Source organism: Devosia pacifica, from assembly GCF_014652635.1.
GTDB lineage: Bacteria > Pseudomonadota > Alphaproteobacteria > Rhizobiales > Devosiaceae > Devosia > Devosia pacifica.
Genome location: NZ_BMZE01000002.1, coordinates 138,438 through 161,109, shown reverse-complemented (window position 1 = coordinate 161,109; position 22,672 = coordinate 138,438). Strand labels below are relative to the sequence as shown.

Annotated in this window: 23 protein-coding genes; 9 read left to right on the top strand and 14 right to left on the bottom strand. The window is 61.2% G+C overall.

Features of this window, described 5'->3' with window-relative positions; genetic code table 11:
- The first annotated feature begins 113 nt into the window (after positions 1-113).
- Complete coding sequence (locus IE127_RS07890; RefSeq protein WP_189425022.1) at positions 114-1,379, top strand: ROK family transcriptional regulator; 1,266 nt, start codon at positions 114-116, stop codon at positions 1,377-1,379.
- Positions 1,380-1,415: 36 nt separating this feature from the next.
- On the top strand, positions 1,416-2,057 hold the full coding sequence (locus IE127_RS07885) for a ThuA domain-containing protein (protein WP_189425021.1): 642 nt from the start codon (positions 1,416-1,418) through the stop codon (positions 2,055-2,057).
- A 44-nt stretch (positions 2,058-2,101) separates the two neighbouring features.
- On the opposite strand, the gene IE127_RS07880 is transcribed toward IE127_RS07885, so the two are convergent.
- From IE127_RS07880 to betI, 6 genes are all read right to left on the bottom strand, one after another.
- Complete coding sequence (locus IE127_RS07880) at positions 2,102-2,239, bottom strand: DUF6481 family protein (RefSeq protein ID WP_189425019.1); 138 nt, start codon at positions 2,237-2,239, stop codon at positions 2,102-2,104.
- 10 nt (positions 2,240-2,249) lie between these two features.
- Entirely contained in the window at positions 2,250-2,483 is a 234-nt protein-coding gene (locus tag IE127_RS07875; protein WP_189425017.1) for a BrnA antitoxin family protein, read from the bottom strand.
- A gap of 189 nt (positions 2,484-2,672) precedes the next feature.
- Entirely contained in the window at positions 2,673-4,334 is a 1,662-nt protein-coding gene (betA, locus tag IE127_RS07870; RefSeq protein ID WP_444542491.1) for a choline dehydrogenase, read from the bottom strand.
- Between the two features lie 14 nt (positions 4,335-4,348).
- Positions 4,349-5,812: a betaine-aldehyde dehydrogenase gene (betB, locus tag IE127_RS07865; RefSeq protein WP_189425015.1), complete on the bottom strand. Its 1,464-nt coding sequence runs from the start codon at positions 5,810-5,812 to the stop codon at positions 4,349-4,351.
- Between the two features lie 2 nt (positions 5,813-5,814).
- A complete protein-coding gene (gene betC / locus IE127_RS07860) occupies positions 5,815-7,332 on the bottom strand; it encodes a choline-sulfatase (protein WP_189425014.1) in 1,518 nt (505 codons plus the stop codon).
- Positions 7,329-7,919 carry a transcriptional regulator BetI gene (gene betI / locus IE127_RS07855; RefSeq protein WP_189425013.1) on the bottom strand — a complete coding sequence of 197 codons (591 nt, stop codon included), beginning with the start codon at positions 7,917-7,919 and terminating at the stop codon, positions 7,329-7,331. The genes betC and betI overlap by 4 nt, the downstream gene beginning before the upstream one ends.
- 107 nt (positions 7,920-8,026) lie before the next feature.
- Between betI and choX the strand changes: the two genes are divergently transcribed.
- The 3 genes from choX to choV all read left to right on the top strand — a co-directional run bounded on the left by choX (position 8,027) and on the right by choV (position 10,904).
- Positions 8,027-8,956, top strand: a complete 930-nt coding sequence (gene choX, locus IE127_RS07850; protein WP_308430293.1) for a choline ABC transporter substrate-binding protein — start codon at positions 8,027-8,029, stop codon at positions 8,954-8,956.
- Between the two features lie 71 nt (positions 8,957-9,027).
- A complete protein-coding gene (choW, locus tag IE127_RS07845; RefSeq protein ID WP_189425011.1) occupies positions 9,028-9,870 on the top strand; it encodes a choline ABC transporter permease subunit in 843 nt (280 codons plus the stop codon).
- Positions 9,867-10,904 carry a choline ABC transporter ATP-binding protein gene (gene choV / locus IE127_RS07840; RefSeq protein WP_189425010.1) on the top strand — a complete coding sequence of 346 codons (1,038 nt, stop codon included), beginning with the start codon at positions 9,867-9,869 and terminating at the stop codon, positions 10,902-10,904. Before choW ends, choV begins: the two co-directional genes overlap by 4 nt.
- 7 nt (positions 10,905-10,911) lie before the next feature.
- On the opposite strand, the gene IE127_RS07835 is transcribed toward choV, so the two are convergent.
- The 4 genes from IE127_RS07835 to IE127_RS07820 all read right to left on the bottom strand — a co-directional run bounded on the left by IE127_RS07835 (position 10,912) and on the right by IE127_RS07820 (position 15,378).
- Complete coding sequence (locus IE127_RS07835) at positions 10,912-12,741, bottom strand: glycoside hydrolase family 15 protein (RefSeq protein WP_210310456.1); 1,830 nt, start codon at positions 12,739-12,741, stop codon at positions 10,912-10,914.
- A 48-nt stretch (positions 12,742-12,789) separates the two neighbouring features.
- Positions 12,790-14,202, bottom strand: a complete 1,413-nt coding sequence (locus tag IE127_RS07830) for a dihydrolipoyl dehydrogenase (RefSeq protein ID WP_189425009.1) — start codon at positions 14,200-14,202, stop codon at positions 12,790-12,792.
- A gap of 55 nt (positions 14,203-14,257) precedes the next feature.
- Positions 14,258-14,512: a hypothetical protein gene (locus tag IE127_RS07825; protein WP_189425006.1), complete on the bottom strand. Its 255-nt coding sequence runs from the start codon at positions 14,510-14,512 to the stop codon at positions 14,258-14,260.
- Between the two features lie 89 nt (positions 14,513-14,601).
- Complete coding sequence (locus IE127_RS07820) at positions 14,602-15,378, bottom strand: LytTR family DNA-binding domain-containing protein (protein ID WP_189425004.1); 777 nt, start codon at positions 15,376-15,378, stop codon at positions 14,602-14,604.
- Positions 15,379-15,484: 106 nt separating this feature from the next.
- Here IE127_RS07820 and IE127_RS07815 point away from each other — a divergent pair, with 106 nt between their 5' ends.
- The 3 genes from IE127_RS07815 (at position 15,485) to IE127_RS07805 (ending at position 18,369) form a co-directional block, all read left to right on the top strand.
- Positions 15,485-15,988 (top strand): DUF2306 domain-containing protein, encoded by a 504-nt coding sequence (locus IE127_RS07815; protein ID WP_189425003.1) that lies wholly within the window; start codon positions 15,485-15,487, stop codon positions 15,986-15,988.
- 50 nt (positions 15,989-16,038) lie between these two features.
- Entirely contained in the window at positions 16,039-17,664 is a 1,626-nt protein-coding gene (locus tag IE127_RS07810) for a GMC family oxidoreductase (protein WP_189425001.1), read from the top strand.
- 66 nt (positions 17,665-17,730) lie between these two features.
- Positions 17,731-18,369, top strand: a complete 639-nt coding sequence (locus IE127_RS07805; protein WP_189425000.1) for an FMN-binding negative transcriptional regulator — start codon at positions 17,731-17,733, stop codon at positions 18,367-18,369.
- A 9-nt stretch (positions 18,370-18,378) separates the two neighbouring features.
- Here IE127_RS07805 and IE127_RS07800 read toward each other — a convergent pair whose 3' ends face one another.
- From IE127_RS07800 to IE127_RS07790, 3 genes are read right to left on the bottom strand one after another with little or no spacing between them, the layout of a single operon-like run.
- Positions 18,379-18,795, bottom strand: a complete 417-nt coding sequence (locus tag IE127_RS07800; RefSeq protein ID WP_244640034.1) for an integron — start codon at positions 18,793-18,795, stop codon at positions 18,379-18,381.
- A gap of 16 nt (positions 18,796-18,811) precedes the next feature.
- Positions 18,812-19,792, bottom strand: a complete 981-nt coding sequence (gene mbfA, locus IE127_RS07795; RefSeq protein ID WP_189424998.1) for an iron exporter MbfA — start codon at positions 19,790-19,792, stop codon at positions 18,812-18,814.
- Positions 19,793-19,838: 46 nt separating this feature from the next.
- Entirely contained in the window at positions 19,839-20,726 is an 888-nt protein-coding gene (locus IE127_RS07790) for a LysR substrate-binding domain-containing protein (protein ID WP_189424996.1), read from the bottom strand.
- A 360-nt stretch (positions 20,727-21,086) separates the two neighbouring features.
- On the opposite strand from IE127_RS07790, the gene IE127_RS07785 reads away from it, so the two are divergent.
- Positions 21,087-21,509: a hypothetical protein gene (locus IE127_RS07785; RefSeq protein WP_189424994.1), complete on the top strand. Its 423-nt coding sequence runs from the start codon at positions 21,087-21,089 to the stop codon at positions 21,507-21,509.
- Here the strand turns inward: IE127_RS07785 and IE127_RS07780 are convergent, their stop codons facing one another.
- The gene (locus IE127_RS07780) at positions 21,510-22,610 is read right to left on the bottom strand and encodes an extensin-like domain-containing protein (RefSeq protein WP_189424992.1); all 1,101 of its coding nucleotides are present in this window, start codon (positions 22,608-22,610) and stop codon (positions 21,510-21,512) included. It abuts the gene before it with no gap.
- Positions 22,611-22,672: the final 62 nt, after the last annotated feature.

Genomic DNA, 22,672 nt, shown 5'->3' with positions numbered 1-22,672 from the left:
GGGTTTTCTTGCGAGAAGCTTGTCAACGAGTACAGCTTCGTGGCACGAAGGCATCGCCATTTATTCGCGATACAAAATAAAGCCTTGAAGGCGCTGTCGCGAGCTGGAGGAGCATGAAGACCGCCGACCCCGAATTGATGCGCGCCATCAATCGCTTTCACGTTCTCGACGTCATCCGGCGATCGGGATTGATCTCCCGTGTCGAGATCGGCGAACGCACTGAACTGTCGACGACGACAATCTCGGCGATCACTGCGTCACTGCTCGATGACGAGCTGATTTCGACACATCATGAGGGCGACCTGCGCAATAATAGCCGGGGACGTCCGCGCGTCATGCTGCGCCTCAATCCCGACGCGGCACGTATCGTCGGGGCCAAATTGGCGACCAACCGCCTGTCTTTTGCAGTCACCAACTTTCAAGGCGATCCGGTTGCCGAGCTTACATTGCCGGTTCGGGTGGATCGCCTGCCCAGCGATGTGATTGTTGATCTGGTCGAGGACGGCGTGCGCCGCTGCGTGCTCAATGCCGGTCTGACGCTATCCGAGATCAAGACCATCGCCCTGGCTTTGCCGGGCGTCATCGAGCATGCGACCGGTAAGGTGCGCTCGAGCCCGTTGTTTCGCGATGCCGACGTGCCGCTCAAGAGCGCAATCGAGGCGCGGCTGGGCATCGATGCTCTCGTTGAAAGCGATGCCAACGCCATCACCATCGCGCAGCACTGGTTCGGCCAGGCACGCGATTGCGATGATTTCGTGCTGGTCTCGATCGAGGAGGATCTCGGACTTGGCGTGATGCATGCCGGCCAGCTGTTTCGCGGGGCGCGCGAACTCAGCCTCGCGCTCGGCAACATGATGATGGGTTCTGATCCAAGCACCTCGGAGCGCCTGTCGCACATCGCCAGCGAACGCTCAATTCTCGATGCCAACCACCCGGATCCGCGCCTTCGTGAAGCCATCCGGCTCGGCCATGGCATGAGCCAGATGCGTCGGCTGATCGAAGAGGGCGATACAGAGTTGCGAGCGGCGGCCTCGCGCGCGGGCAAGGCGCTTGGCCTCGCGATCGCCAATCTTGTCTGCCTGTTCGCACCGCCGCGCGTGATACTGGTCGGCGGCGGATTGGTGCTGGAGGACCATTTGCTCGATCCACTGCGGACCGCATTGAGCCAGTCTCTGCCGCCGGCGCTCGAATCAGTGCTCAATCTTGTGGTCGACGATGTTGGTGACGCGCTTTGGGCACGTGGCGCAGCCGCCGTCGCCTTGAGCGAACTGTACGGCGCCCCGTGGGGAACAACCGGCCCCGCCTATGCCGGCGCGCAAACCATTCGGCACGCACTGAACGGTCGCAGTCCATCAAATGCGGACCGCCAGGTTCGCTGATTTCAATCCGCATTATTTTCAGGAGGAGGATTTATCATGCGCGAAGCACTGATCGTCTGGGGCGGCTGGAGTGGCCATGAGCCCGAGCCTTGCGCCAATATCGTGCGCTCGATGCTGGAGGAAGACGGCTTCAAGGTCTATGTCGAAAACTCGACCGAAGCGTTCGCCGATCCGTCAGTGCGCGACCTGAGCCTCGTCGTGCCGATCATCACCATGTCGAAGATCGAAAAAGAAGAGCTTTCCAACCTCAGCGAGGCGGTGCGCAACGGCGTTGGCCTTGCTGGTTTCCACGGCGGCATGGGGGATTCATTCCGTGAAGCGGTCGACTATCAGTTTATGGTTGGGGGCCAGTTCGTGAGCCACCCCGGCGGTGTGATCGACTATCATGTGGACATCACCAAGCCTGATGATCCGATCATGGAGGGGATTGAACGGTTCCCGTTCCATTCCGAGCAGTACTACATGCATGTCGACCCATCGAACGAGGTGCTCGCCACCACCACCTTCACCGGCGAGCATGCCTATTGGGTGGATGGCGTGACGATGCCTGTCGCCTGGAAGCGGAAGCATGGCGAGGGCCGGGTGTTTTACAGTGCGCTCGGGCATGTCGCGAGCGAGTTCGAGGTGCCGCAGATGCGCACCATCGTGCAGCGCGGCATGAACTGGGCCGCCCGCTAGATCACGAATGACGGGCCGGGCGAGTGTCCGGCCCTTTGTGTCTATCAGCTCTTTTTGTCGGAGCCGTCGGAGTCGTCTTTGGCGGCGTCCGACTTCGCCTTCAGCTTGTCGAGCAGCTGCTTCTTGGCGTCGACCGAGTTCTTGCGCCGGTCGGCGAAGCTGTCTTTTTGAAATGGTTTCATGCGTGTGGCCTCAATCGAGCTTGGCTGCCTTGCGCAACGCTGAATTTATGCGGTCCTGCCAGCCGGCGCCCTCATCCTGAAAGTAGGCGAGAACGTCGTGATCGATGCGGATCGAGACCTGTTCCTTGCCCTGGGGGATGACATTGGCCTTGGGCTTGGCGTCCGCAGGCTTTGTGGTCGCAGCCTTGAAAAGGGCTTCGGCCTTTTCAGTGGCGCTAGTGTGACGGCGCGGCGGGTAAGCCATTGAGGCGAATCCATGCTGGATAAATGAAGGCCCGGCCAGGAGGTGGAATCTCCGACCGGGCCAAGCCCCCGATCGGCGAGATCGAGGACGACGCGAGCGATAGAGCACGTTGAGGACTCCGGCAAGTGGATAGTGCCGGTTGCCCGAAAAGTTCAGCACACATTGGCGCGAGAGGCCGTCGCTATCGCCCTAGCGGTCCGAGGTTTCCCAGCGCGGGTTGATCCAGGGTTCGGCATTTTCCGGCGGCAGCGGATGGCGCCCCAGAATATGGTCCGATGCCTTCTCGCCCACCATGATCGATGGCCCGTTGAGGTTGCCATTGGTGATCCGCGGAAAGATCGAACTGTCGGCGACCCGCAGGCCATCGACGCCGATCACCCGGCATTCCGGATCGACAACCGCCGTCGGATCATCGGCGCGGCCCATCTTGCAGGTGCCGCACGGGTGGTAGGCGCTTTCCGCGTGCTCGCGAATATGCGCATCGAGTTCGTCGTCGCTCTCGACATCTGCGCCCGGCAAAATCTCCTTGCCGCGATACTCATCGAACGCCGGCTGCGCGAAAATCTCGCGGGTCAGGCGGATGCAGTGGCGGAAATCGGCCCAGTCCTCGGGATGCGACATGTAATTGAACAGAATGCTCGGGTCGGCCTTCGGATCAGCCGAGCGCAGCGTCACCGCGCCGCGCGAACGCGATCGCATCGGCCCGACATGCGCCTGAAATCCATGTCCTTCGGCAGCCGCCTGGCCGTCATAGCGTACTGCGATCGGCAGGAAGTGGTACTGAATATCCGGGTAGTCGACACCGGCGCGCGAGCGCACGAACGCGGCGCTTTCGAACTGGTTGGAGGTGCCGGGGCCTTGCTTCAAGAACAGCCACGACGCGCCGGCCATGGCTTTACCGAACAGGTTCCAGTGCTTGTAAAGCGTGATCGGCTGGGTGCATGCCTGCTGGATGTAGAGTTCCAGGTGATCCTGAAGGTTCTGCCCGACACCCGGACGGTCAGCGACAACATCAATGCCGTGCTCCGCCAGATGCGCCGCCGGGCCGATGCCAGAGAGCATCAGCAGCTTCGGCGAGTTGATCGAGGAGGCGGCAACGATCACCTCGCGGTTGGCCTTCACGGTCTCGATCTGGCCACCGCGCTCGATCTCGACACCGACAGCGCGGCCATTCTCGATGACGACTCTACGGGCGAAGCACCGGACGAGTTCGAGGTTGGATCGCTTCAGTGCCGGTTTCAGGTAGGCATTGGCCGCCGACCAGCGGCGGCCCTGCCAGACCGTCTGCTCCATCGGGCCGAAGCCTTCCTGCTTTTGTCCATTATAGTCCTCGGTGCGCTCAAAGCCCGCCTGCTCGCCGGCATCGACGAAGGTCTTGAACAGGGGGTTGTCGCGTTTGCCACGGGTGATGTGCAGCGGGCCGTTCTTGCCGCGCCAGTCCGCATCGCCGCCATGCCCGCCCGAATGCCAGTGTTCCATCCGCTTGTAATAAGGCAGAACGTCGGCATAGCCCCAGCCGGTCGCGCCGGAGGCGGCCCAATGGTCGAAATCGCGCGCGTGTCCGCGCACATAGACCATGCCGTTGATCGACGACGACCCGCCGATGACCTTGCCGCGCGGGCATGCGAGCCTGCGTCCACCGAGACCGGGCTCCGGGTCGGATTTGAACCCCCAGTCATAGCGCGCCATGTTCATGGGATAGCTCAAGGCGCCCGGCATCTGGATGAACGGCCCGACATCGGTGCCGCCAAACTCGAGGACGATCACGGAGTTGCTCGCGTCCTCGCTGAGCCGATAGGCCATTGCGGCGCCTGCCGAACCTGACCCGATGATGATGTAATCTGCCTGCACGAGTGGTCTCCCGGCTAGAACGGTGCCTCGACGTCGCCCATGGCCACATAGACGGATTTGACTTGCGAATAGTGTTCGATTGCAGCGCGCGCATTCTCACGCCCGACACCGGATTGCTTGACGCCGCCAAACGGCATCTCGACCGGCGTCAGATTGTAGGTGTTGATCCAGCAGGTGCCCGCCTCGAGCGCAGCGACCACGCGGTGAGCGCGCTGGATATCGCGGGTGAAGACGCCTGCCGATAGGCCGTATTCGGTGTCATTGGCGCGCGTCACTACCTCGTCTTCCGATTTGAAGCGCAAGACGCACATCACCGGACCGAAAATCTCTTCTTGAGCGATGCGCATGGTGTCGCGCACATCGGTGAACAGCGTCGGTGCGATGAAGTACCCTTCGCTGTCGAGGTCCTGGGGCACCGCGCCGCCAAATGCCAGCGTTGCGCCTTCGGATTTGCCGATCTCGATATAGCCGAGCACCTTGTCGCGCTGCGCCTTCGAAATCAGCGGGCCGATCTGGGTGGCCTCGTTGAGCGGATCTCCGAGAACCGCCTTGCTGGTGCGCTGCAAAAGCTGCTCGACGAACCGGTCATGGATGTCCTCATGAACGAAGACGCGTGTGCCGTTCGAGCAGATCTGGCCGGTGGAATAGAAATTGGCATTGATCGCCGCACTCACGGCGTTGTCGATGTCGGCATCCTCGAACACGATCAACGGCGATTTGCCACCAAGCTCCATCGTGACATGACGGATGCCTTCCGCGGCGGCAGCATAGACCTTGCGCCCGGTCGGCACCGATCCGGTGAGCGAGACCTTGGCTGTCCGTCGATCGGTTGCGAGGGCGGCACCAACATCGCCATAGCCCTGAACCACATTGAACAGACCGGCAGGGGCGCCCGCCTCGATGAAGATCTCGGCAAGCTTGAGCGCGCAAAGTGGGGTCACTTCGGACGGCTTGAACACCATGGCATTGCCGCATGCGAGCGCCGGCGCCGCCTTCCAGCAGGCAATCTGCGTCGGGTAGTTCCACGCACCGATACCGACGCATACCCCAAGCGGTTCGCGCCGCGTATAGGCGAAATCCTCGCCAAGAGGGATCGCGTCACCGGTAATGGTGGCGGAAAGCCCCGCAAAGTACTCAAGCGCCTCGGCACCCGAGGTCGCATCTGCCACCAGGGTTTCCTGCAATGGCTTGCCGGTATCGAGGGTTTCGAGCTCGCTCAGTTCGCGGTTGCGCTCGACCAGTATGTCGGCCACACGGCGCAGCACGCGGCCGCGCGCAACCGGGGCCAGTGCGGCCCATTCACGCTGCGCACGTTCGGCTGAAGCGAGCGCCTTGTCGATGATGGCCGGTGTTGCACTGTGCACCCGGGCGATTACTTCGCCAGTCGCGGGATAGATGCATTCAATCACGGCACCCGCGCTGTCCTCAACGAAGGCACCATCGATGAAGTGGCTGGCTTTTGGCTGAACGTTCTGCATGGCTATTCTCCCCTCGGGAAGCGTTTGTTCTCTTCGAGGACATTGAGGTCCATGTGATTGCGCATGTAGCGCTCCGAGGCGCGTTGCAGCGGCTCGAAGTCCCACGGGTAATACGTTCCGTGGCGTAGCGCCTCGTAAACCACCAGCCGTCGCGCCTGGCTCTGGCGCACTTCGCGGTCGTAAGCATCAAGATCCCAGTAGTGCCGAACGCGCTCGGCGAAATAGCCGGCGGTCTCGGCGTGGTCGGGGTCGGCTGCAAGGTTCTTGAGTTCGTGCGGGTCGGCCACCAGGTCAAACAGTTGCGGCGGGTCGAGTTCGCAGTGAATGTACTTCCATTGTCCCTCGCGAATGGCGACGAGCGGCGCATAGGAGGCCTCGGCGGCGTATTCGATCCGCACCGGATCGGCGCGCTCACCGCCGTTGATCAGTCCCAGCAGCGACTCGCCATCGGTCCAGGCCAGCACTTCCGACAGATCGATGCCGACGAGATCGGCCAGCGTCGGCGTTACATCCATGGTGCTGACCGGGGTCTTGATCAACGCCGGATCGAGCCCCGGCGCCGAAATCATCAGCGGCACGCGGGAAGACCCCTCGAACGGGCTCATCTTGAACCACAATCCCTTGTTGCCGAGCATGTCGCCATGGTCCGATACGAACACAATGATGGTGTTGTCCGCCTGCCGTGTCGCCTCGAGCACGTCGAGGATCTCGCCGATCTGCTCGTCGAGATAGGAGATGTTGGCGAAGTATGCCCGCCGCGACCGCCGGATGTTCTCGCGCGCGATATCGAAGCTGCGCCAGTCATTGGCATCGAAAATGCGCTGCGAGTGCGGATCAAGATCCTCATAGCCGATCGCCGGAACATCGGGTTCGAGATGCGCACAATCCTCATAGAGGTCCCAGTACTTGCGCCGCGCAACGTATGGGTCGTGCGGATGCGTGAAACTGGCGGTCAGCATCCACGGGCGTTCATCGAGACCGCGGGCATTCTGGTAGAGTTTCTGGCGCGCCTGAAAGGCCACGTCGTCATCGTATTCCAGCTGGTTGCTGGTCTCGGCAACGCCGGCACCGGTGACCGAGCCGAGGTTGTGATACCACCAGTCGATACGCTCGCCCGGTTTGCGGTAATCCGGCGTCCAGCCGAAATCGGCGGGGTAGATATCTGTCGTCAGCCGCTCCTCGAAGCCGTGCATCTGGTCCGGGCCGACAAAGTGCATCTTTCCCGAAAGCGTTGTGAGATAACCCGCGCGGCGCAGATGATGCGCATAAGTCGGGATATCCGAGGCGAATTCGGCGGCGTTGTCATAGACGCGTGTCCGCCGTGGCAACTGGCCGGACATATAGCTGGCGCGGCCCGGCGCACACAAAGGTGAGGCGGTGTAGGTATTGGCAAACCGCACGGAGCGCTCAGCGAGGCGCTTGAGGTTCGGCGCATGCAGCCAATCCGCTGGCCCGTCGGGAAACAGCGTGCCGTTCAGTTGATCGACCATGAGCACCAGAATGTTCGGCTTACGCGTCACGAGCGCCTTTTCCTTTCAAGCCAGAGCTGAAGATAATCGTTGACCATGTCGCGCGAGCCCTCACGGTCGGGCACCGCGTCCTGCAGCGCGTGGCGGATGTAAAAGCCGTCGATCATAGAGGCGAGGCCCTGTGCCACGAGTTGCGCAGTATCCGCATCGAATAGCTGCCGCAGGTTGACCATCAGATTCGAGTGTAGCCGGCGCGAGTAGACCTGCAGCAGGCGGCGGGTCTCTCCCGATTGCAGCGCCCGCACGTAAAACGCCAGCCATGCGGCAACGATCTCGCGCTCGAACTGGCTCGATTCAAAGCTCGCATCGATGATCGCGCGGATGCGCGCTTCGGGTGTTTTAGCCACTATCAGGCGCGCTCGCACAGCAAGCCTGAAAGTCTCTAGAACATGGCGCATGGCCGACAGAAAGATCTGATCCTTCGAGCCGAAATAATGGTGGGCCAGCGCTGAAGACATGCCCGCACGACGCGCAATCTGGCTAACAGTCACATCCAGTGTGCCCGCCTCACCAATCTCTGCGATTGTCGCCGAAATCAGCGCCTGTCGACGCAAGATCGGCATGCCTTTCCTGGGCATATTTGCACTGGTCCCGAAAAAACTGTTTACATATTCACTTAGTTCGTCTTTGATTGACCAGTCAATCAACAAATTTCGCTTCACAGCCCCTGACAAAGGAGATGGCTATGATGAAACACGCCGCGACCCTGACCAGTGCGCTTGCGCTGTCGCTCGTCTCGACTGCTGCATTCGCGCAGGCCCAATGCGATTCCGTATCGTTCTCGGATGTCGGCTGGACCGACATCACCACCACGACCTCGGCGACCAAGCAGGTGCTCGAAGCGCTGGGCTATGACGTGAATGTGCGCGTGCTGTCGGTACCGGTGACGTTTGCCTCGCTTGAAAGCGACGACGTCGACGTGTTCCTCGGTAACTGGATGCCCTCACAGGAGGCGGCAATCACGCCCTACCTCGAAAGCGGCGAGATCGAGAGCGTTGCGGCCAATCTCGAAGGCACCAAGTATAACCTCGCAGTGCCGGCCTATACCTACGAGAAGGGCCTTCAGACCTACGAGGACATCGCAGACTTCGCCGAGGAACTGGATTCGCAGATCTACGGCATCGAGCCAGGCAATGAGGCCAACAGCTATCTGGTCGGCCTGATCGACGCAGGTGAATACGGCCTTGGCGATTTCGAGGTCCGCGAAAGCTCCGAGCAGGGCATGCTCTCGGAAGTGCAGCGCGCCGTCGATCGCGACGAGGATATCGTTTTCCTCGGCTGGGAGCCGCACCCGATGAACGCCAATTTCGACATGGCCTATGTCGAGGGTGGCGAGGATTTCTTCGGCGGTGAAGGCAATGTCTACACCGTTACCCGTCAGGGCTTCACTGAAGAATGCCCGAACCTTGGCACTTTCCTCGAGAACCTCAGCTTCACGCTCGAGATGGAAAATACAATCATGGGCATGATCCTCGATGAGGGCATGGACCCTGATGAGGCCACCATGCAGTGGATGCAGGACAATCCCGAGCTGCCGTTGAGCTGGCTCGAGGGTGTGACCACCGTCGAGGGTGGTGACGCAGAAGAAGCCGTGCGCGAAGCGCTCGAGCTATAATCTGACCGATGAAGCGGCCCGGTGTCCCCGGGCCGCTTCTCGTTGACCTCAACAATTGCGGGGATTGGCCCTTGGAGTGGCTCACTGAGAACAAGATTCCGGTCGGGGATTGGGCAAGCTATTTCTTCAACTGGATCCGCGACAATTTCGCCGGCGTCATCGATGGGCTTGCCGAGGGCGCCGAATGGCTGATCGAGGGCATGTTGTGGCTGCTGCAGACGCCGCATCCGCTGATAATTGGCGCGCTGTTCGTGGGCGCGACCTGGCTTTTGCAGCGCAACTGGAAAGTTTGCGTGCTCGTGGCCCTCGGCTTTTTGTTCGTTCTCAACCAGGGCTACTGGGAAGAGATGACGGAGAGCCTGACGCTTGTCCTCTCGTCCTGTCTCGTGTGCATGGCCATCGGGGTGCCCATCGGCATTGCCGCCGCACACCGACCCGGCCTTTATCGCGTTCTCCAGCCGGTCCTCGACCTGATGCAGACCCTGCCGCCCTTTGTTTATCTCATCCCGGCAATCGTCTTTTTTGGCATCGGCATGGTGCCGGGGCTGTTCGCAACGGTGATCTTCGTTCTCCCCGCACCGGTCCGGTTGACGTATCTGGGCGTGTCTTCCACGCCGACACCGCTGCTTGAAGCGGCGGAAGCCTTTGGCGGCACCGGCCGGCAAAAGCTGCTCAAGGTTGAACTGCCCTACGCGCTGCCGCAGATCATGGCAGGCCTCAATCAGACCATCATGCTTTCTCTATCCATGGTCGTTGTCGCGGCATTGGTCGGCGCCGACGGGCTGGGTGTACCTGTAGTGCGTGCGCTCAATCAGGTGAACACTGCGCTCGGCTTCGAGAGCGGCTTCATCATCGTGGTCGTGGCCATCATGCTCGACCGTATGCTTCGGATTGGACAGGACAACACCAAATGAGCAAGGCTGTCGTATTCGACAAGGTAAGCATCGTTTTCGGTGACAAGCCGGAAAGCGCCCTGCCGCTGATGGACGAGGGCAAGTCGCGCTCGGAAATCCAGCAGGAAACCCACCAGGTACTCGGCGTGCATGATTGCTCGCTCGAGATCGAGGAGGGCGAAATCGTCGTTCTCATGGGCCTGTCGGGGTCGGGCAAATCCACCCTGCTGCGTGCCGTCAACGGGCTTAACCCTGTCGTGCGCGGACATGTGACGGTGACGAGTGGGGATTGGTCGGCCGATCCCGCCAATTGCAGCAATGACGAGCTTCTCAAGCTGCGGCGCGAGTGCGTGGCCATGGTCTTCCAGCAGTTCGGTCTGCTGCCCTGGCGCAACGTTCTCGACAATGTTGCCCTCGGGCTCGAGCTTGGCGGCATGGGCAAGACGGAGCGCGAAGAAAAGGTTCGCGAAGAACTCGAACTGGTTGGGCTCTCCGAATGGGCCGACAACAAGGTTTCCGAGTTGTCGGGCGGCATGCAGCAGCGTGTCGGGCTGGCGCGCGCCTTTGCAACCAAGGCCCCGATCCTGCTGATGGATGAGCCGTTCTCCGCGCTCGATCCGCTGATCCGCAGTCGTTTGCAGGATGAGCTTCTGGAGTTGCAGGCAAAGCTCAAGCGCACGATCATCTTCGTGTCGCACGACCTCGACGAGGCGTTCAAGCTGGGCAATCGCATCGCCATCATGGAAGGCGGGCGCATCGTTCAGTGTGGGACCCCGCAGGAGATCATCGCCAATCCGGTTAACGATTATGTGGAGGACTTCGTCACCCACATGAACCCGTTGAACGTGCTGACGGCTGGTGATGTCATGATCGATAAGCCTGCCCCCGAGGCCGAGACGGAAGTCGGGTTGCAGACGCCAGTGGCCGAGGTGATCGACAGTCTGTCGACCGGCGCCGAACTGATCGGCGTCACCGACGAGGATGGCAAGTCCGTCGGCTCAATCAGCAATCAGGAGATCATCAGCGCCCTGCAATCAAAGGACGCCGGTCACTGACAGCTGGTCAAGGCTGCCAGACGTCGCCATCCGGGCTGTCGAGCCGACGGTTGAGGAAATAGGCGGCGCTGATGAAGGCGAGATGCGTCAGTGCCTGCGGAAAATTGCCGAGCGCCAGCGCGCGCTCGTCGAGTTCTTCCGAGAACAGGCCGAGATGGTTGGAATAGAGCAGGGCCTTGCTCATCACTGACTGCGCTTCCTCAAGCCGGTTGGCTCGCGCAAGGCATTCGACATACCAGAAGGTGCAGGTGGTAAAAGCGCCTTCGCCGCCTTCGAGCCCGTCATGGGTGAGATAGCGATAGACCATGCCGTCGCTGGTCAATTGTTCACCAATCGCATCAAGGGTCTTGAGCCAGACCGGATCTGTAGCGGAAACAAACCGCACAAGCGGCATCATCAGGACGGCGGCATCAAGATCGGTCGAGCCTTTGTGCTGAACGAAATAGCCGTGTTCGGGGTGCCGGAAATTCGCCCAGATATCTTCGGCGATGCGATTTCTCTCCATTTCCCACTCGTTGAATGGAGCGGGCAGGGACCGCTTGCGGGCCAGCCGCACTGCCCGGTCTATGGCGACCCAGCACATCAGGCGTGAGTGCAGGAAATGTCGAGGCTCGCCGCGGATCTCCCAAATTCCGGCATCTGGTGTGTCCCAGTTCTCGCGCACATGCTCGATGATCCGCTGCACCCCGAGCCAACCTTCGCGGCTGATGGCGGAGCCATATTTGTTGGCGAGATAGACGCTATCGAGCAGCTCGCCATATACATCGAGCTGGTCCTGGGTGTGGGCGGCATTGCCGATGCGCACCGGCTTCGCGCCGGCATAGCCCGCGAACTGGTGCAACTCGACTTCATCGGCAGCTTCGCTCCCATCCATGGCGTACATCACTTCGAGTGCGCCATCGTCGAGATGCATCATACGCTCGTTGACCCATCCGCGAAATTGCTCGGCTTCCTCGACATGTCCAAGCCGGAGGAAAGCATAGATGGTGAAGGCAGCATCCCGGATCCAGGTGGCGCGATAGTCCCAGTTTCGAGAGGCGTCGGTTGCCTCTGGCAATCCGAACGTTGCCGCTGCAGCAATCGAGCCATGTTCGGCTGAGGTCAAAAGCTTGAGTGCAAGCGCCGATCGGGCCACCTCTTCGCGCCAACGTCCTTTGTAATTGGAGCGTGCCGTCCATTTGCGCCATGCATCGAGTGTTCTGGCGTAAATGGTCTCAAGCTCCGCGACGCTCGGACGATCCTCGTCCTCATCGAGCAGCACAAACCAGGCAGTCTCGTCCTGCTTGAGCGTGAACTTTGCGACTGCCTCGCCATCCTGGGCCGCCAGTGCCACGGTGGCATCAAGCCGTAGCGAAGGCGAGTCTTCCGCCTTGAAAACCACGCTGGCCTCGTCCTCAAAGGTACGCGGAACGAGCCGCGCGTAGTCGAAGCGTGGGCGACAGGCGCCAGAGACAGTGATCGTACCGCGCGTGGCACGGACCCGGCGGATCAGCATGCGCGAGCTGTTGCCGTTGATGTGGGGATAAGGCATCAGGTCGACGACTTCGAGCGCGCCTTCCGTCGCCAGCCAGCGCGTCGTCAGTACGTTTGTATCGGGCACATAGGCCTGTACGGTCCGGGCGTTATCAAGGTGAGGCTGAAGCGTGAACTCGCCGCCCGCGTCAGGATCGAGCAATGCTGCAAAAATTGTCGGACTGTCGAGGTGCGGCCAGCACAGATAATCGACGGCACCGTCAAGCGCCACAAGCGCCGCCGTATCGAGATTTCCGATGACGCCGTGATCGTTGATCGAGCGGTTCGGCATCGGATTGGGGCGTTGGCTGCTGGCTTGGGGCAAAGGACACCTTCGGTAAGTCTGGGAAAAGACGACTGGGGTAAGCGGGGGTTAGACGCCGGGCGGCGTATTGCGATCGATCTCGCCCGTATCCGGCGCCTGATCGCAGATTTGCCTCAAGCCAGACCGCAGTCCCTCTTCAAGGGTCGGATGATAAAATGGCATGTTGAGAACCTGTGATGCTGTCAGCCCCGCACCGATGCACCAGGCCAGAAGGTGCGCCAGATGCTCGCCTCCCGGCGCAACTACGGTGGCACCTGTGAGCATTCCATCGCCTGGCCGGGCGTAAATCTTGACGATACCATAGGCCCGATCGTCGACCTTGGCGCGGCCCTGATCCTGATAGCTCGAACGTCCGATCAGGCTATGGCTTTGCGGCGGTTCGCCGACAACCGCCGCATTCGGTTCGCTGAACACCATACTAAAGGCAGGCATGCGGGTGTGCTGTTCTGCATCGGGATGCAGCGCCGCGTTGCGACCAGCTATGCGCCCTTCCGCAGAGGCCTCGTGCAGCACTGGCAAAGAGCCATCACTGTCACCGGCCATATAGATCGCGCTATGATCGCAGCGCATGGTCTGCGGGTCGAAGACCGGAACGCCCTTATCGTCGAGTGCAAGTCCGCTGTTCTCAAGCGCTAGATCTTCCAGCTGCGGCTTGCGTCCCGCTGCCACCAGTACTTTTTCAAAGGTCTTTTTTCCGCTGCTGGCGCCCGACCAACTGAGCGTTGCACCTTCGCCGCTCGCTTCCGCGTCGACATCGACTCCTAGCCGTAGCGTCAGCTCGTTGCTGATACAGCTTTGCAGCTCCTGTTGCGCCTCCTCGTCGGCAATGCCGCCGATCTGGGTGGAACGGTCGAAGATGGTCACTTCGACCCCCAGCCGCGAAAAGGCCTGGGCCAATTCAAGTCCCAGTGCGCCACCACCGACAACGGCCAACGACTTCGGCAGCTGCGTCAGTTCAAAAACGTTGCGGTTGGTGAGAATGCGGTCTTCGATGGGTTTGAGTGGCGGCGGAACCTGTGCGGTGGCGCCCGTTGCAATAACAATGGCCTTCGCCTCGATCGCACGTCCGTCGTCGAGCACCAGAGTTCCCGGAGAGGAGAAGCGAGCGCGCGCCTTGATCAGGCTGTCTTCGGGAAAATCGGCAAATGACTTCTTCGTTGCCGCAACAAACTTGTCCCGCTCCCGCCGCACTCGCGCCATCACTTCGGAACCATCGACGTGCCAGTCAGTAACGTGAACGCCGAACGTGTCCGCAACAGTGACGCCGTGTGCGGTGCGGGATGCCGCGATCAACAGCTTCGAGGGCATGCAACCGACATGGGCGCAGACCGTGCCCTCGAATTTATCGTCGATCAGCAGCAGGCGCTTTCCTGCCCGTTGCGCTTCGTGTGCTGCAGCGAGACCGGCCGTGCCCGCCCCAATGACTGCGACATCGCATGTCAGGTTTTGTGCTTGAGACATTACTGTTGAGCTTTTTGGCCTGACATACAGGCTTGAAAATTAGGATGGGCAAAGACTAGTTTTTGAAGGCGCGAATGTGCGCGATCATGTCGGCAAGAACCGCTTCGCCTTCGCTATTGAAGGCACCGCGATCTCCGTCCATCTCCAGAAGGCCCGCGTCCTGCAATTCTGAAATACCCTCCGGGCTGGCCTTGTGGCCATGCCCGTCGTCAAGAACTACCTCGCTGACCGGATCTCCACTGACCAGTGCGTGGTAGGCGGCGAACGTGAAAATCGACAATGCCGCGTCGCTGAACTTGTGCTCGGCCATCTGCGCGTCTCCTGAACAATGTTTGTCTTCTAACGCACTGAAGCGCCGCCCAGTTCAGCCCTGCGTCTGCCAACACGGGCAAGCTGTTGTTAGCCCAGCAAACCTTTCGCGCGCGCCGCCTGCAAATAGGTGCGGCTCACCGGAATTTCGCGTCCGTCTTCGAGCTCGAGAATTTGCCGACCGCTGCTGCGCCGCGCACGTTTGACTGCCGCAACCGCCACCCAGTGCGACCGGTGCACCTGCAATCCCTCAACGCCTCGCGTTTCACCGATGGCATCGGAAAGACGCATCAGTACGAGGGCGTGCCCCCTGTCGGTGATCACGTCAACATAGTGGTCGCTCACCGACAGGGCGAGCAGGCGCCCGCGTTGCTGCAGCGGGAGGCGCACAAGTATCGGCGGATCTTGTGCAACAGCTTGCGGCTGTCCGGTGGTTGGTCTCGGCGCCGTCGCATGAGGCAGAAAGCTCGACAGCACGGAAATGCACAACGCGACCAGCGGGCAGTAGACAAGCAGCAGAACCGGATCGATCGCTGTGTGCTCGAACATCACCGCGTTTATCGCCATGACCAGGAACGCCACCGGCAAACCCGCAATCGCACCAGCAAGAGCATAAGCGAGAGTGGTCGGCAGCAACGGCTCGAGTCGGATCGTCACATAGGTCGCGACGGCGGTGGCAAGCGCATAGGTCGAGACAACGATCATCGACCAGTAACCGACGCGCATCGGCAGGGGCAGGGTAAAGGTGTCAAACGGCCCGATTGCGCCAATCAGCAGGCACGCAATCGCCATGACTGCCCAAACGCGTGGGTTGCGTGCTTCCGCATGCAGTTCGCGGACCGTCAATTGCCAGGGCGTGTCGTTCACGTAGCAGCGCTGCGGTTCACGAATGGAAGGTTGCTCGACCCCACACTAGCGCCTCATCTGCGGCACGCAAACCCGGTGCAACCGATCCGTGTGGCAGGAGCCGACAATGACACTCGAACCACTGATGCAATCGAGCCTGATGATCCAGATGCACACCTACGCGGCGATTCTCGCGACCGCTCTTGGTGCATTTGTGCTTGTTCGGCGCAAGGGAACGAGGCTCCACAAGCTTTTTGGGCGCGTCTGGGTTGTGCTGATGCTCGTGGTTGCGACCAGCGCATTCTTCATCAACGAAATTCGCCTGATCGGCCCATTCAGCCCGATACATCTGTTCTCGCTGCTCACATACTCAGGCATTGCGCAGGCACTCTTTGCCATCAGGCGCGGAAATGTCGCCGAACATCGTGCCGGCATGGTGACGGTGTTCGTCTCGGCACTAATGCTTGCCGGCGCCTTCACCCTGCTGCCTGGCCGGCGTATGCATGCCGTGCTGTTCGGCTATGAGGCAGGCTGGACGCCATCGCTGATCGGTATCGGCATTGCGCTCGCTGTCGCAGCGCTGATCTACTTCAGGATGATCCCCCGAAAGCGACTGCGCCGCGCCGGTTGAGACTTTAACGGCTCCGCCGAAGCGGCTAGTGTCCGCGCCCGGAGGAGCAAATGCCCGAAAAAACTTACGACTTCATCATCGCCGGCGGCGGCTCGGCCGCTTCGGTCGCGGCAATGCGCCTGGTGCGCGATTTTGGCTACTCGGTGCTGATCATCGAGCGTGGTGCACCAGCGACCAATCGGGTGATGGCTATGCCTGCCGGCTACATGAAGTATCTGGCCAAGGACACCTTCCTCGAGATGCACAAGACCGTGCCGCAGCCGCAGCTTGGTGGCAGGGCGCCCACCGTGCCCGTGGCCAAGGTGCTCGGCGGTGGCAGTGCCGTGAATGCAATGGTTTATATGCGGGGGCAAAGGGAAGACTACGATGGCTGGGCAGCCGGGCTCGGCAATACCACCGAATGGTCTTATGAGGATCTGCTAGGACACTTCACCGGCATCGAATCCAATGCCAAGTTCAACGATCGCTACCATGGCATTGGCGGCAATCTACGGGTCTCGGATCCGGGTCACCTCAGCGGCACGACCGAGGATTTCCTGAGGGCGGCGCAAGGGCTTGGCCACAAATACAACCCCGATTTCAATGGCGAGCGCCAGAACGGCGTCGGGGTGATGCAGCACACCTACGGCCAGTGGGGGCGCTATGTGGAACGCTCCGACGCCAAGAAGGCGTTTCTCGACCCGCTAGCCAAAGACGACCGGTTGGCGGTGGTCACCCAGGCGCTGGTCGAGCGCATCATCATAGAGAATGGGGTTGCCACGGGTGTGGTCTACCGCCGCAATGGCGAGAGCCATACGGTGCGCGCCGGCCGTGAAGTGCTGGTTGCGGCGGGCACATATAACAGTGCCAAGCTGATGATGCTTTCGGGCATCGGGCCTGCCGATCATTTGCGCGAGAATGGCATTTCCGTCCGGCTCGACCAGCCGGCCGTGGGGCAGAATTTGCAGGACCACCACGAAGTGCCGGTCATCGCGACGACGAAGGGCAAGTCCGGCTATTTCGGCGAAGACAAGGGCTGGCCCATGGTGCGCAATGGCCTGCAATACCTGATGTTCAATTCGGGGCCGGTGACCACCACGGGAATCGAATCCTGCCTGTTCTTCGACCCGGATGGCGGCTCGCGCCCGACCATCCAGCTCTATTGCGCGCCTATCGTTTATCTCGATCGCGATGTGTCGGCTGCCGAGCCGACCTGGGGTGTCACCTTCACCACCTGCCTGTTGCGCCCAAAGGCGCGCGGTTCGGTAAAGCTCGCATCCGCCGACCCAGAGGCGCAGCCGGTCGTCGATTGCAATTTCTTCGGTGATCCGGACGATCTGCGCCTGACCATCGGGGCATTGCGGCATGCGCGCGAATTGCTGGCAACCGAACCCTTCGCATCGAAAATCGACCGCGAGCTGCTGCCCGGCGCAGAGGTCATGGCCGATGACGACAAGCTCAATCACTATTGCGGGCAGACGGTGAAGACCAATTACCATCCCGTTGGCACGCTGCGTATGGGGCCGGATGGCGATACGAGCGCAGTGGTCGATGCCCGGCTGCGGGTGCGCGGCATCGATCGGCTGCGCGTCATCGATTGTTCGATCATGCCGCAGATCGTCTCCGGCAATACCAACGCACCGGCGATGGCCATCGGCTCGAAGGCCGCAAGCATGATTGCCGCTGATCACAGCTGACCCTGTGCTATATAGCCATCCGCGTCGCCGCCTTGCCGGATGGCGCGGATTAGATGGAGTTTGGCGATGTATCAGCCTCCCGCATTCATAGAGACCGAGCCGGAGCCCCTGTTCGATTTCATGGCGGCAAACCCCCTTGGTTTGCTGATCAGTGTTGGACCCGAGGGTGCTCTGGCGGATCCGGTACCGTTCGTTCTTGATCGAGACGGCGGCGAGCGCGGCACCTTGCGCTGCCATGTGTCGCGCGCCAATCCGCAATGGCAGGTCCTGAGCGACGCTCCCGAGGCGCTGATCGTGTTTCGCGGGGCCGATGGCTATATCAGCCCCTCATGGTATCCGGCCAAGGCCGAGCACGGGCGTGTGGTGCCGACCTGGAACTATGCCGTGGTTGAGGCGCGCGGCGTCGCGAGTATCCATCAGGAACCCGAGTGGCTGGCGGCGCAAATCGAAGCGCTGACGCGCCTTCATGAAGGCAAACGTCCGCAACCTTGGGCCGTTTCGGACGCGCCTGCGTCATTCATCGCCGGGCAGATCAAGGGCATTGTCGGTATCGAGGTGCCGATTGCGTCTCTTGCCGGCAAGTTCAAGGCCAGCCAGAACCGGGCTGTGCCGGATCGTCAGGGTGTTGCCGCAGGGCTTGAAAACGCGGGCGATGCAGCGTCGCTTGCGATGCGCGACATGGTGCGCGAGCGCGGCGGGCTCTGAACGCCGTGCTCAGCCGGCTGTGATCACGAAGTAGTCCGCGTGCACCCAGCCCGAGCGGCACGGTCCGTCATAGGGGTGACGACCATCAATAGGGCTGCTGACGCCACACTCCTCGCCGTAGACGATGCCGACCCACGACGTCCCGTCATCCGCTGTAGCCTCATCGCAGGCAAATGCGCCCGTGCCGAGGCTCAATCTGTCCACTTCGCCATGATGCGTACCCGGACCCGCGCGAACGGACAGAAACCCGTCACCGGCCGGGTCGAGGCCGACGACTTCACCATACGACATGCAGGCATCGAGCCCGTCATTGCCGCCCACCATCACCGGCGAGGTTCGCTGCTGTCCCGCGGCTATTGGCATGGACCATGCCGTCACGGTAACAAGCGCCAAGGCGAAACGCGCAGTCCTGTTCGTCAAATCCATGTCGCGACCGCCTGTTCTAGGCGTTGCCGATGAGTATCCCTGCGGCAAACACCAGCGAGCCTCCCAGCACCACTTGCATAACGGCCCGCCAGAAAGGGGTCTGCATGTAGCGGTTCTGAATATAGGCAATAGCCCATAATTCCGCGATCACGATCAATACTGCAACTGTCGTAGCGGTGACGAAATCCGTGATCAGATATGGCAGGGCATGCCCCAGCCCGCCTATGGCCGTCATCACCCCGGCCGCAAGTCCGCGCTTGATTGGCGAGCCGCGCCCGGTGAGCTTGCCATCGTCTGACGCCACTTCGGTAAATCCCATGGAGATGCCGGCGCCAATCGCTGCGGCCAGTCCCACAAGGAATGTCTGCCAGGTATCGCCGGTGGCGAATGCAGCGGCGAACACCGGCGCAAGTGTCGAGACCGATCCGTCCATCAGCCCGGCAAGGCCCGGCTGCACATAAGTCATGACAAACTGGCGGTGCGCCTCGTCGGCCTCGTTCTTTTTGCCGGCCTCACCGAGATGCTCGGCCTCGAGGCGATCGGCGGCGTGTGCATGGGCCTTTTCCTGTCGCGCCAGGTCACCGAACAGCTTGCGAAGCTCGGCATCATCGGTGCGATCGGCTGCGGCAAGATAGAAGCGATAGGCGCTTTCCTCCATCTCCCAGACCTGCTGGCGCACGGCCTCGAGCGCGATCGGCTCCATCAGCCAGATCGGCTTGCGCTCGAGAAACCCGCGCACATGCTCACGCCGGATCGGGACAAGGCGTGTGCCGAACTTTTCAATGTAAAGATCGAGCAATCGGCGCCGATGCTCGTCCTCTTCAGCTGCCATCCCGTCGAAAAGGGCGGCAGAGCCAGGAAAATGCTCTGCGAGCCGGCTCGAGAACTCCGAATAGATCCTGCCATCTTCCTCCTCTGCGGCAATTGCCAGAGACAGCACCTCGCGCGCGTTGAGGGAGGAAAAATCGCGCTTGGCCGAGCTGCGGAGAGCAAACATCTGAACCGCCTAGTTTAGAACCATTCAAAACTACTTTAGAACGGTTCTAAGAAGTCTGCAACCGTGCTTCTTCGAGCAGCCAGGCGCGAAAGGCCGAGACCTTCGGCGTCGCGCGCCGAGCGTCGCCAGTGACGAGCCAGTATCCGCGCGAGCTGGTGACGGCGGTTGCAAAGGGCCGGACGAGCCTGCCTTGGCGAACGGCATCCTCAGTCATCATGTCGACCGTCAGCAACACGCCCTGCTCGGAGATCGCCGCATCGAATGCCAGCGAGGGATCGTGATAGGTCGGCCCGCTGGTCGCAAGCGGCTCCTCAACGCCCATTGCGGTCCACCAGGCCTGCCAGGACAGCATCGTCGAGGTGTCCCGGATCACCGGGACGTCGGCAAGGTTTGATGCAGAGGCCAGGCGTTCTGCGGTTCTCGGTCCGCAAACTGGTCGATACTCGAAGCCGCCGATCGGCTCGGCGCGCACCCCGCTCCAGTGCCCTTCGCCGAACCTGATGCCGCAATCGATGTCGGCGCGGTTGAGGTCGAGAACCTGCGCTGACAGGGACAATCTGAGTTCGATGTTCGGATGGCGTTTGGAAAACTCGCCAATGCGCCAGATCAGCCAGCGCGACGCAAAAACCCCGGCAACCGTCACGGTCAGCACCTGGTCTTCATTGCCACTCAGCGTGGCGAGGCTATCGGCCAAGGTCGTGAACCCCTGCGATAGCTGCGGCAGAACCTCCGCCAGCACCGGCAGTGCAATGAGCCCTCTTGGTGTCCGCTCGAACAGGTCGACGCCCAGCCGTGCCTCTGCGCGCCGAATATGCTGGCTGACCGCGCCGACGGTGACGCCCAGTTCCTCTGCCGCAGGAGCCAGCGCGCCGCGACGGGCAACGATCTCGATGGCCCTCAGTGCATTCAGCGGGATCGGAAAAGCAGATGACACTATAGTTTTCCTAAACCAGACAGCGATGAAACGTCGATTGCCGAGGCCAAGCGACTGGATATTCTGCGTATAGATCAACCGAAGAGGTGAGAAAATGTATAGCAGATTGTCACTCTTGCAAAAGCTGCTTGCAGCGCTTGCCCGGCTTCTGGAGCCAAAATCGGACAGCATATGCCCCAGCCCTGAGCATTGGGCGGACTTGCCGCCACACCACCCGCCAACAGATCGGTCGCGATGTTCGTGTGGCTGCTAATCGGCAACCTGCACGTATCTGCCTCATTCTCCTCACCAAGCTTGGCTATGCGGCCATGACGGCAACAAACAAGAATGATGAGGTTGATGCTGATGTTGGGTTCAAGATTGACGCTAGCCGCAGCGGCGTTCGGCGTTCTGACGGCCGCGGCGGGCGCGCAGGACATGCAATCGCCGAGCACACCGCAAATGTCTCCAGGAACGGGTGCAGAGGCTGAATCCGTGGCCCCGGACGGAGAGCCGGTCACGGCCTATGCCATGCCGCCGAACCCCAACGATCTGCTGACCGGTCTTTATGCAACGCGGGCAACCGCTGAGGCATGCGATATTGATGTTGATTCAGAGGTCGCATCGGCAATGGCCGCGGACGAGGCGCGCTATATTGACCAGCTCGGACTGACTGGCGATGCCGCCGCGGAAGCCTATGATCAGATCGTGACAACGCTTGATGCGCAAGGTCTTGATTGCGCGGAAGGCAGTGCCGACGTGGCCAGCGTCACGCGCGTGCTCGACCTTTACGCCCAACAGTAACTATTCGCAGATCTGGGCTGTGCAGGTGCTGCCATGGCAGCCCAGATCGACGTGGAAATGGTCTTTGTGGAGCGCATTGGCTTCCGGCCCGAGAACGGTGGTGAAGTTTGTGCACGCAGCGCCATGCGCGAAGCGTAGCAGCCGGCCCTCAGCAGAGCGCGCCGGCGTCCAGTCACCCGGCAGGCTGACAGTGCGACCATCGCTCAACTGAAAGCCGGTTACATCGAGCGCATTGGCAAAGCCGTGCTCAGAAAGATCCGAGCCCGCGATATTGTTGCGCGGGCGACAAAACTGGCTTGTGCCAATGACCAGTGTCTCCAGCCGCGCGTTCTCACGGCTCTTTGCGTAGCCATCAACAGCCTCAAGCCATTTCGGCAATGCTGTCGCCATCTCGCAATTCAGCGTTGCCGGCGACGACAGCGCAATGGTGCGTCCGTTGGCCTCGACGGCTGTCACCGAAAGCGGCGAGCGCTCGACGCACCGCCCCTCGGCGATTGGCGGCAAGGCCTCTGCAGTTACAAGACCTGACAGGACCGCAGGGCAGCTGCTCTGGTAGATGCGATCGCTTTCCGCAACGTCCTCATGGTCGCTGTCGACTGCACGCGGCTCGATTGGGGCCTCGGCGGGACGCTGTCTTGGAAGCGGAGTCTCCTCTTCTGTCAGCGCGTCACCATCATCGGTGACGCTCTCTTCCGAACTGTCGTTTTGAGGGGAGACCTCGTCGTCTTCAGTCATAGTCGCGGTATCGTCAGCGACTGGCGAGGTAGCACCGGTGCTTTCGTCGGTGTCGTCATCCGCGTCGCTCGATTGTTCGTCAGGCAGATCCTCATCGGCCACCTGCGCCAGCGCTGCACGGTTTTCGGGACGCGGCGCTGGCAACGGTACGTCTTCTTCCGAGACGGCTCGAGGTGCCGGTGCAATCCGAGCCGATGGCGCGCGACGCTCTTGGGCTCTGGGGCCGGCAAGCTCGTCGCCAAGATCCTCAATCCCGGCGCCAACGGCATTGACCATATCTTCAAATGCACGCGGCAAAGATTGCGCCGCCGCAATATGCGGGGAAACGGAAAGGGCGAGGGCGGCGAGGATCGGGGTGATGCGCATGCATCGTGAACGCTTGATCGGCCAAGCCGTTGCCTTGTGCCCTTCCAAGCTTGCGCCATGCA

Bases quoted from the DNA above. Each gene is read 5' to 3' on its own strand.
- IE127_RS07890 (WP_189425022.1), top strand. From the start codon at position 114: ATGAAGACCGCCGACCCCGAATTGATGCGCGCCATCAATCGCTTTCAC.
- IE127_RS07885 (WP_189425021.1), top strand. From the start codon at position 1,416: ATGCGCGAAGCACTGATCGTCTGGGGCGGCTGGAGTGGCCATGAGCCC.
- IE127_RS07880 (WP_189425019.1), bottom strand. From the start codon at position 2,239: ATGAAACCATTTCAAAAAGACAGCTTCGCCGACCGGCGCAAGAACTCG.
- IE127_RS07875 (WP_189425017.1), bottom strand. From the start codon at position 2,483: ATGGCTTACCCGCCGCGCCGTCACACTAGCGCCACTGAAAAGGCCGAA.
- betB (WP_189425015.1), bottom strand. From the start codon at position 5,812: ATGCAGAACGTTCAGCCAAAAGCCAGCCACTTCATCGATGGTGCCTTC.
- betI (WP_189425013.1), bottom strand. From the start codon at position 7,919: ATGCCCAGGAAAGGCATGCCGATCTTGCGTCGACAGGCGCTGATTTCG.
- choX (WP_308430293.1), top strand. From the start codon at position 8,027: ATGATGAAACACGCCGCGACCCTGACCAGTGCGCTTGCGCTGTCGCTC.
- choV (WP_189425010.1), top strand. From the start codon at position 9,867: ATGAGCAAGGCTGTCGTATTCGACAAGGTAAGCATCGTTTTCGGTGAC.
- IE127_RS07830 (WP_189425009.1), bottom strand. From the start codon at position 14,202: ATGTCTCAAGCACAAAACCTGACATGCGATGTCGCAGTCATTGGGGCG.
- IE127_RS07825 (WP_189425006.1), bottom strand. From the start codon at position 14,512: ATGGCCGAGCACAAGTTCAGCGACGCGGCATTGTCGATTTTCACGTTC.
- IE127_RS07815 (WP_189425003.1), top strand. From the start codon at position 15,485: ATGACACTCGAACCACTGATGCAATCGAGCCTGATGATCCAGATGCAC.
- IE127_RS07810 (WP_189425001.1), top strand. From the start codon at position 16,039: ATGCCCGAAAAAACTTACGACTTCATCATCGCCGGCGGCGGCTCGGCC.
- IE127_RS07805 (WP_189425000.1), top strand. From the start codon at position 17,731: ATGTATCAGCCTCCCGCATTCATAGAGACCGAGCCGGAGCCCCTGTTC.
- IE127_RS07800 (WP_244640034.1), bottom strand. From the start codon at position 18,795: ATGGATTTGACGAACAGGACTGCGCGTTTCGCCTTGGCGCTTGTTACC.
- mbfA (WP_189424998.1), bottom strand. From the start codon at position 19,792: ATGTTTGCTCTCCGCAGCTCGGCCAAGCGCGATTTTTCCTCCCTCAAC.
- IE127_RS07780 (WP_189424992.1), bottom strand. From the start codon at position 22,610: ATGCGCATCACCCCGATCCTCGCCGCCCTCGCCCTTTCCGTTTCCCCG.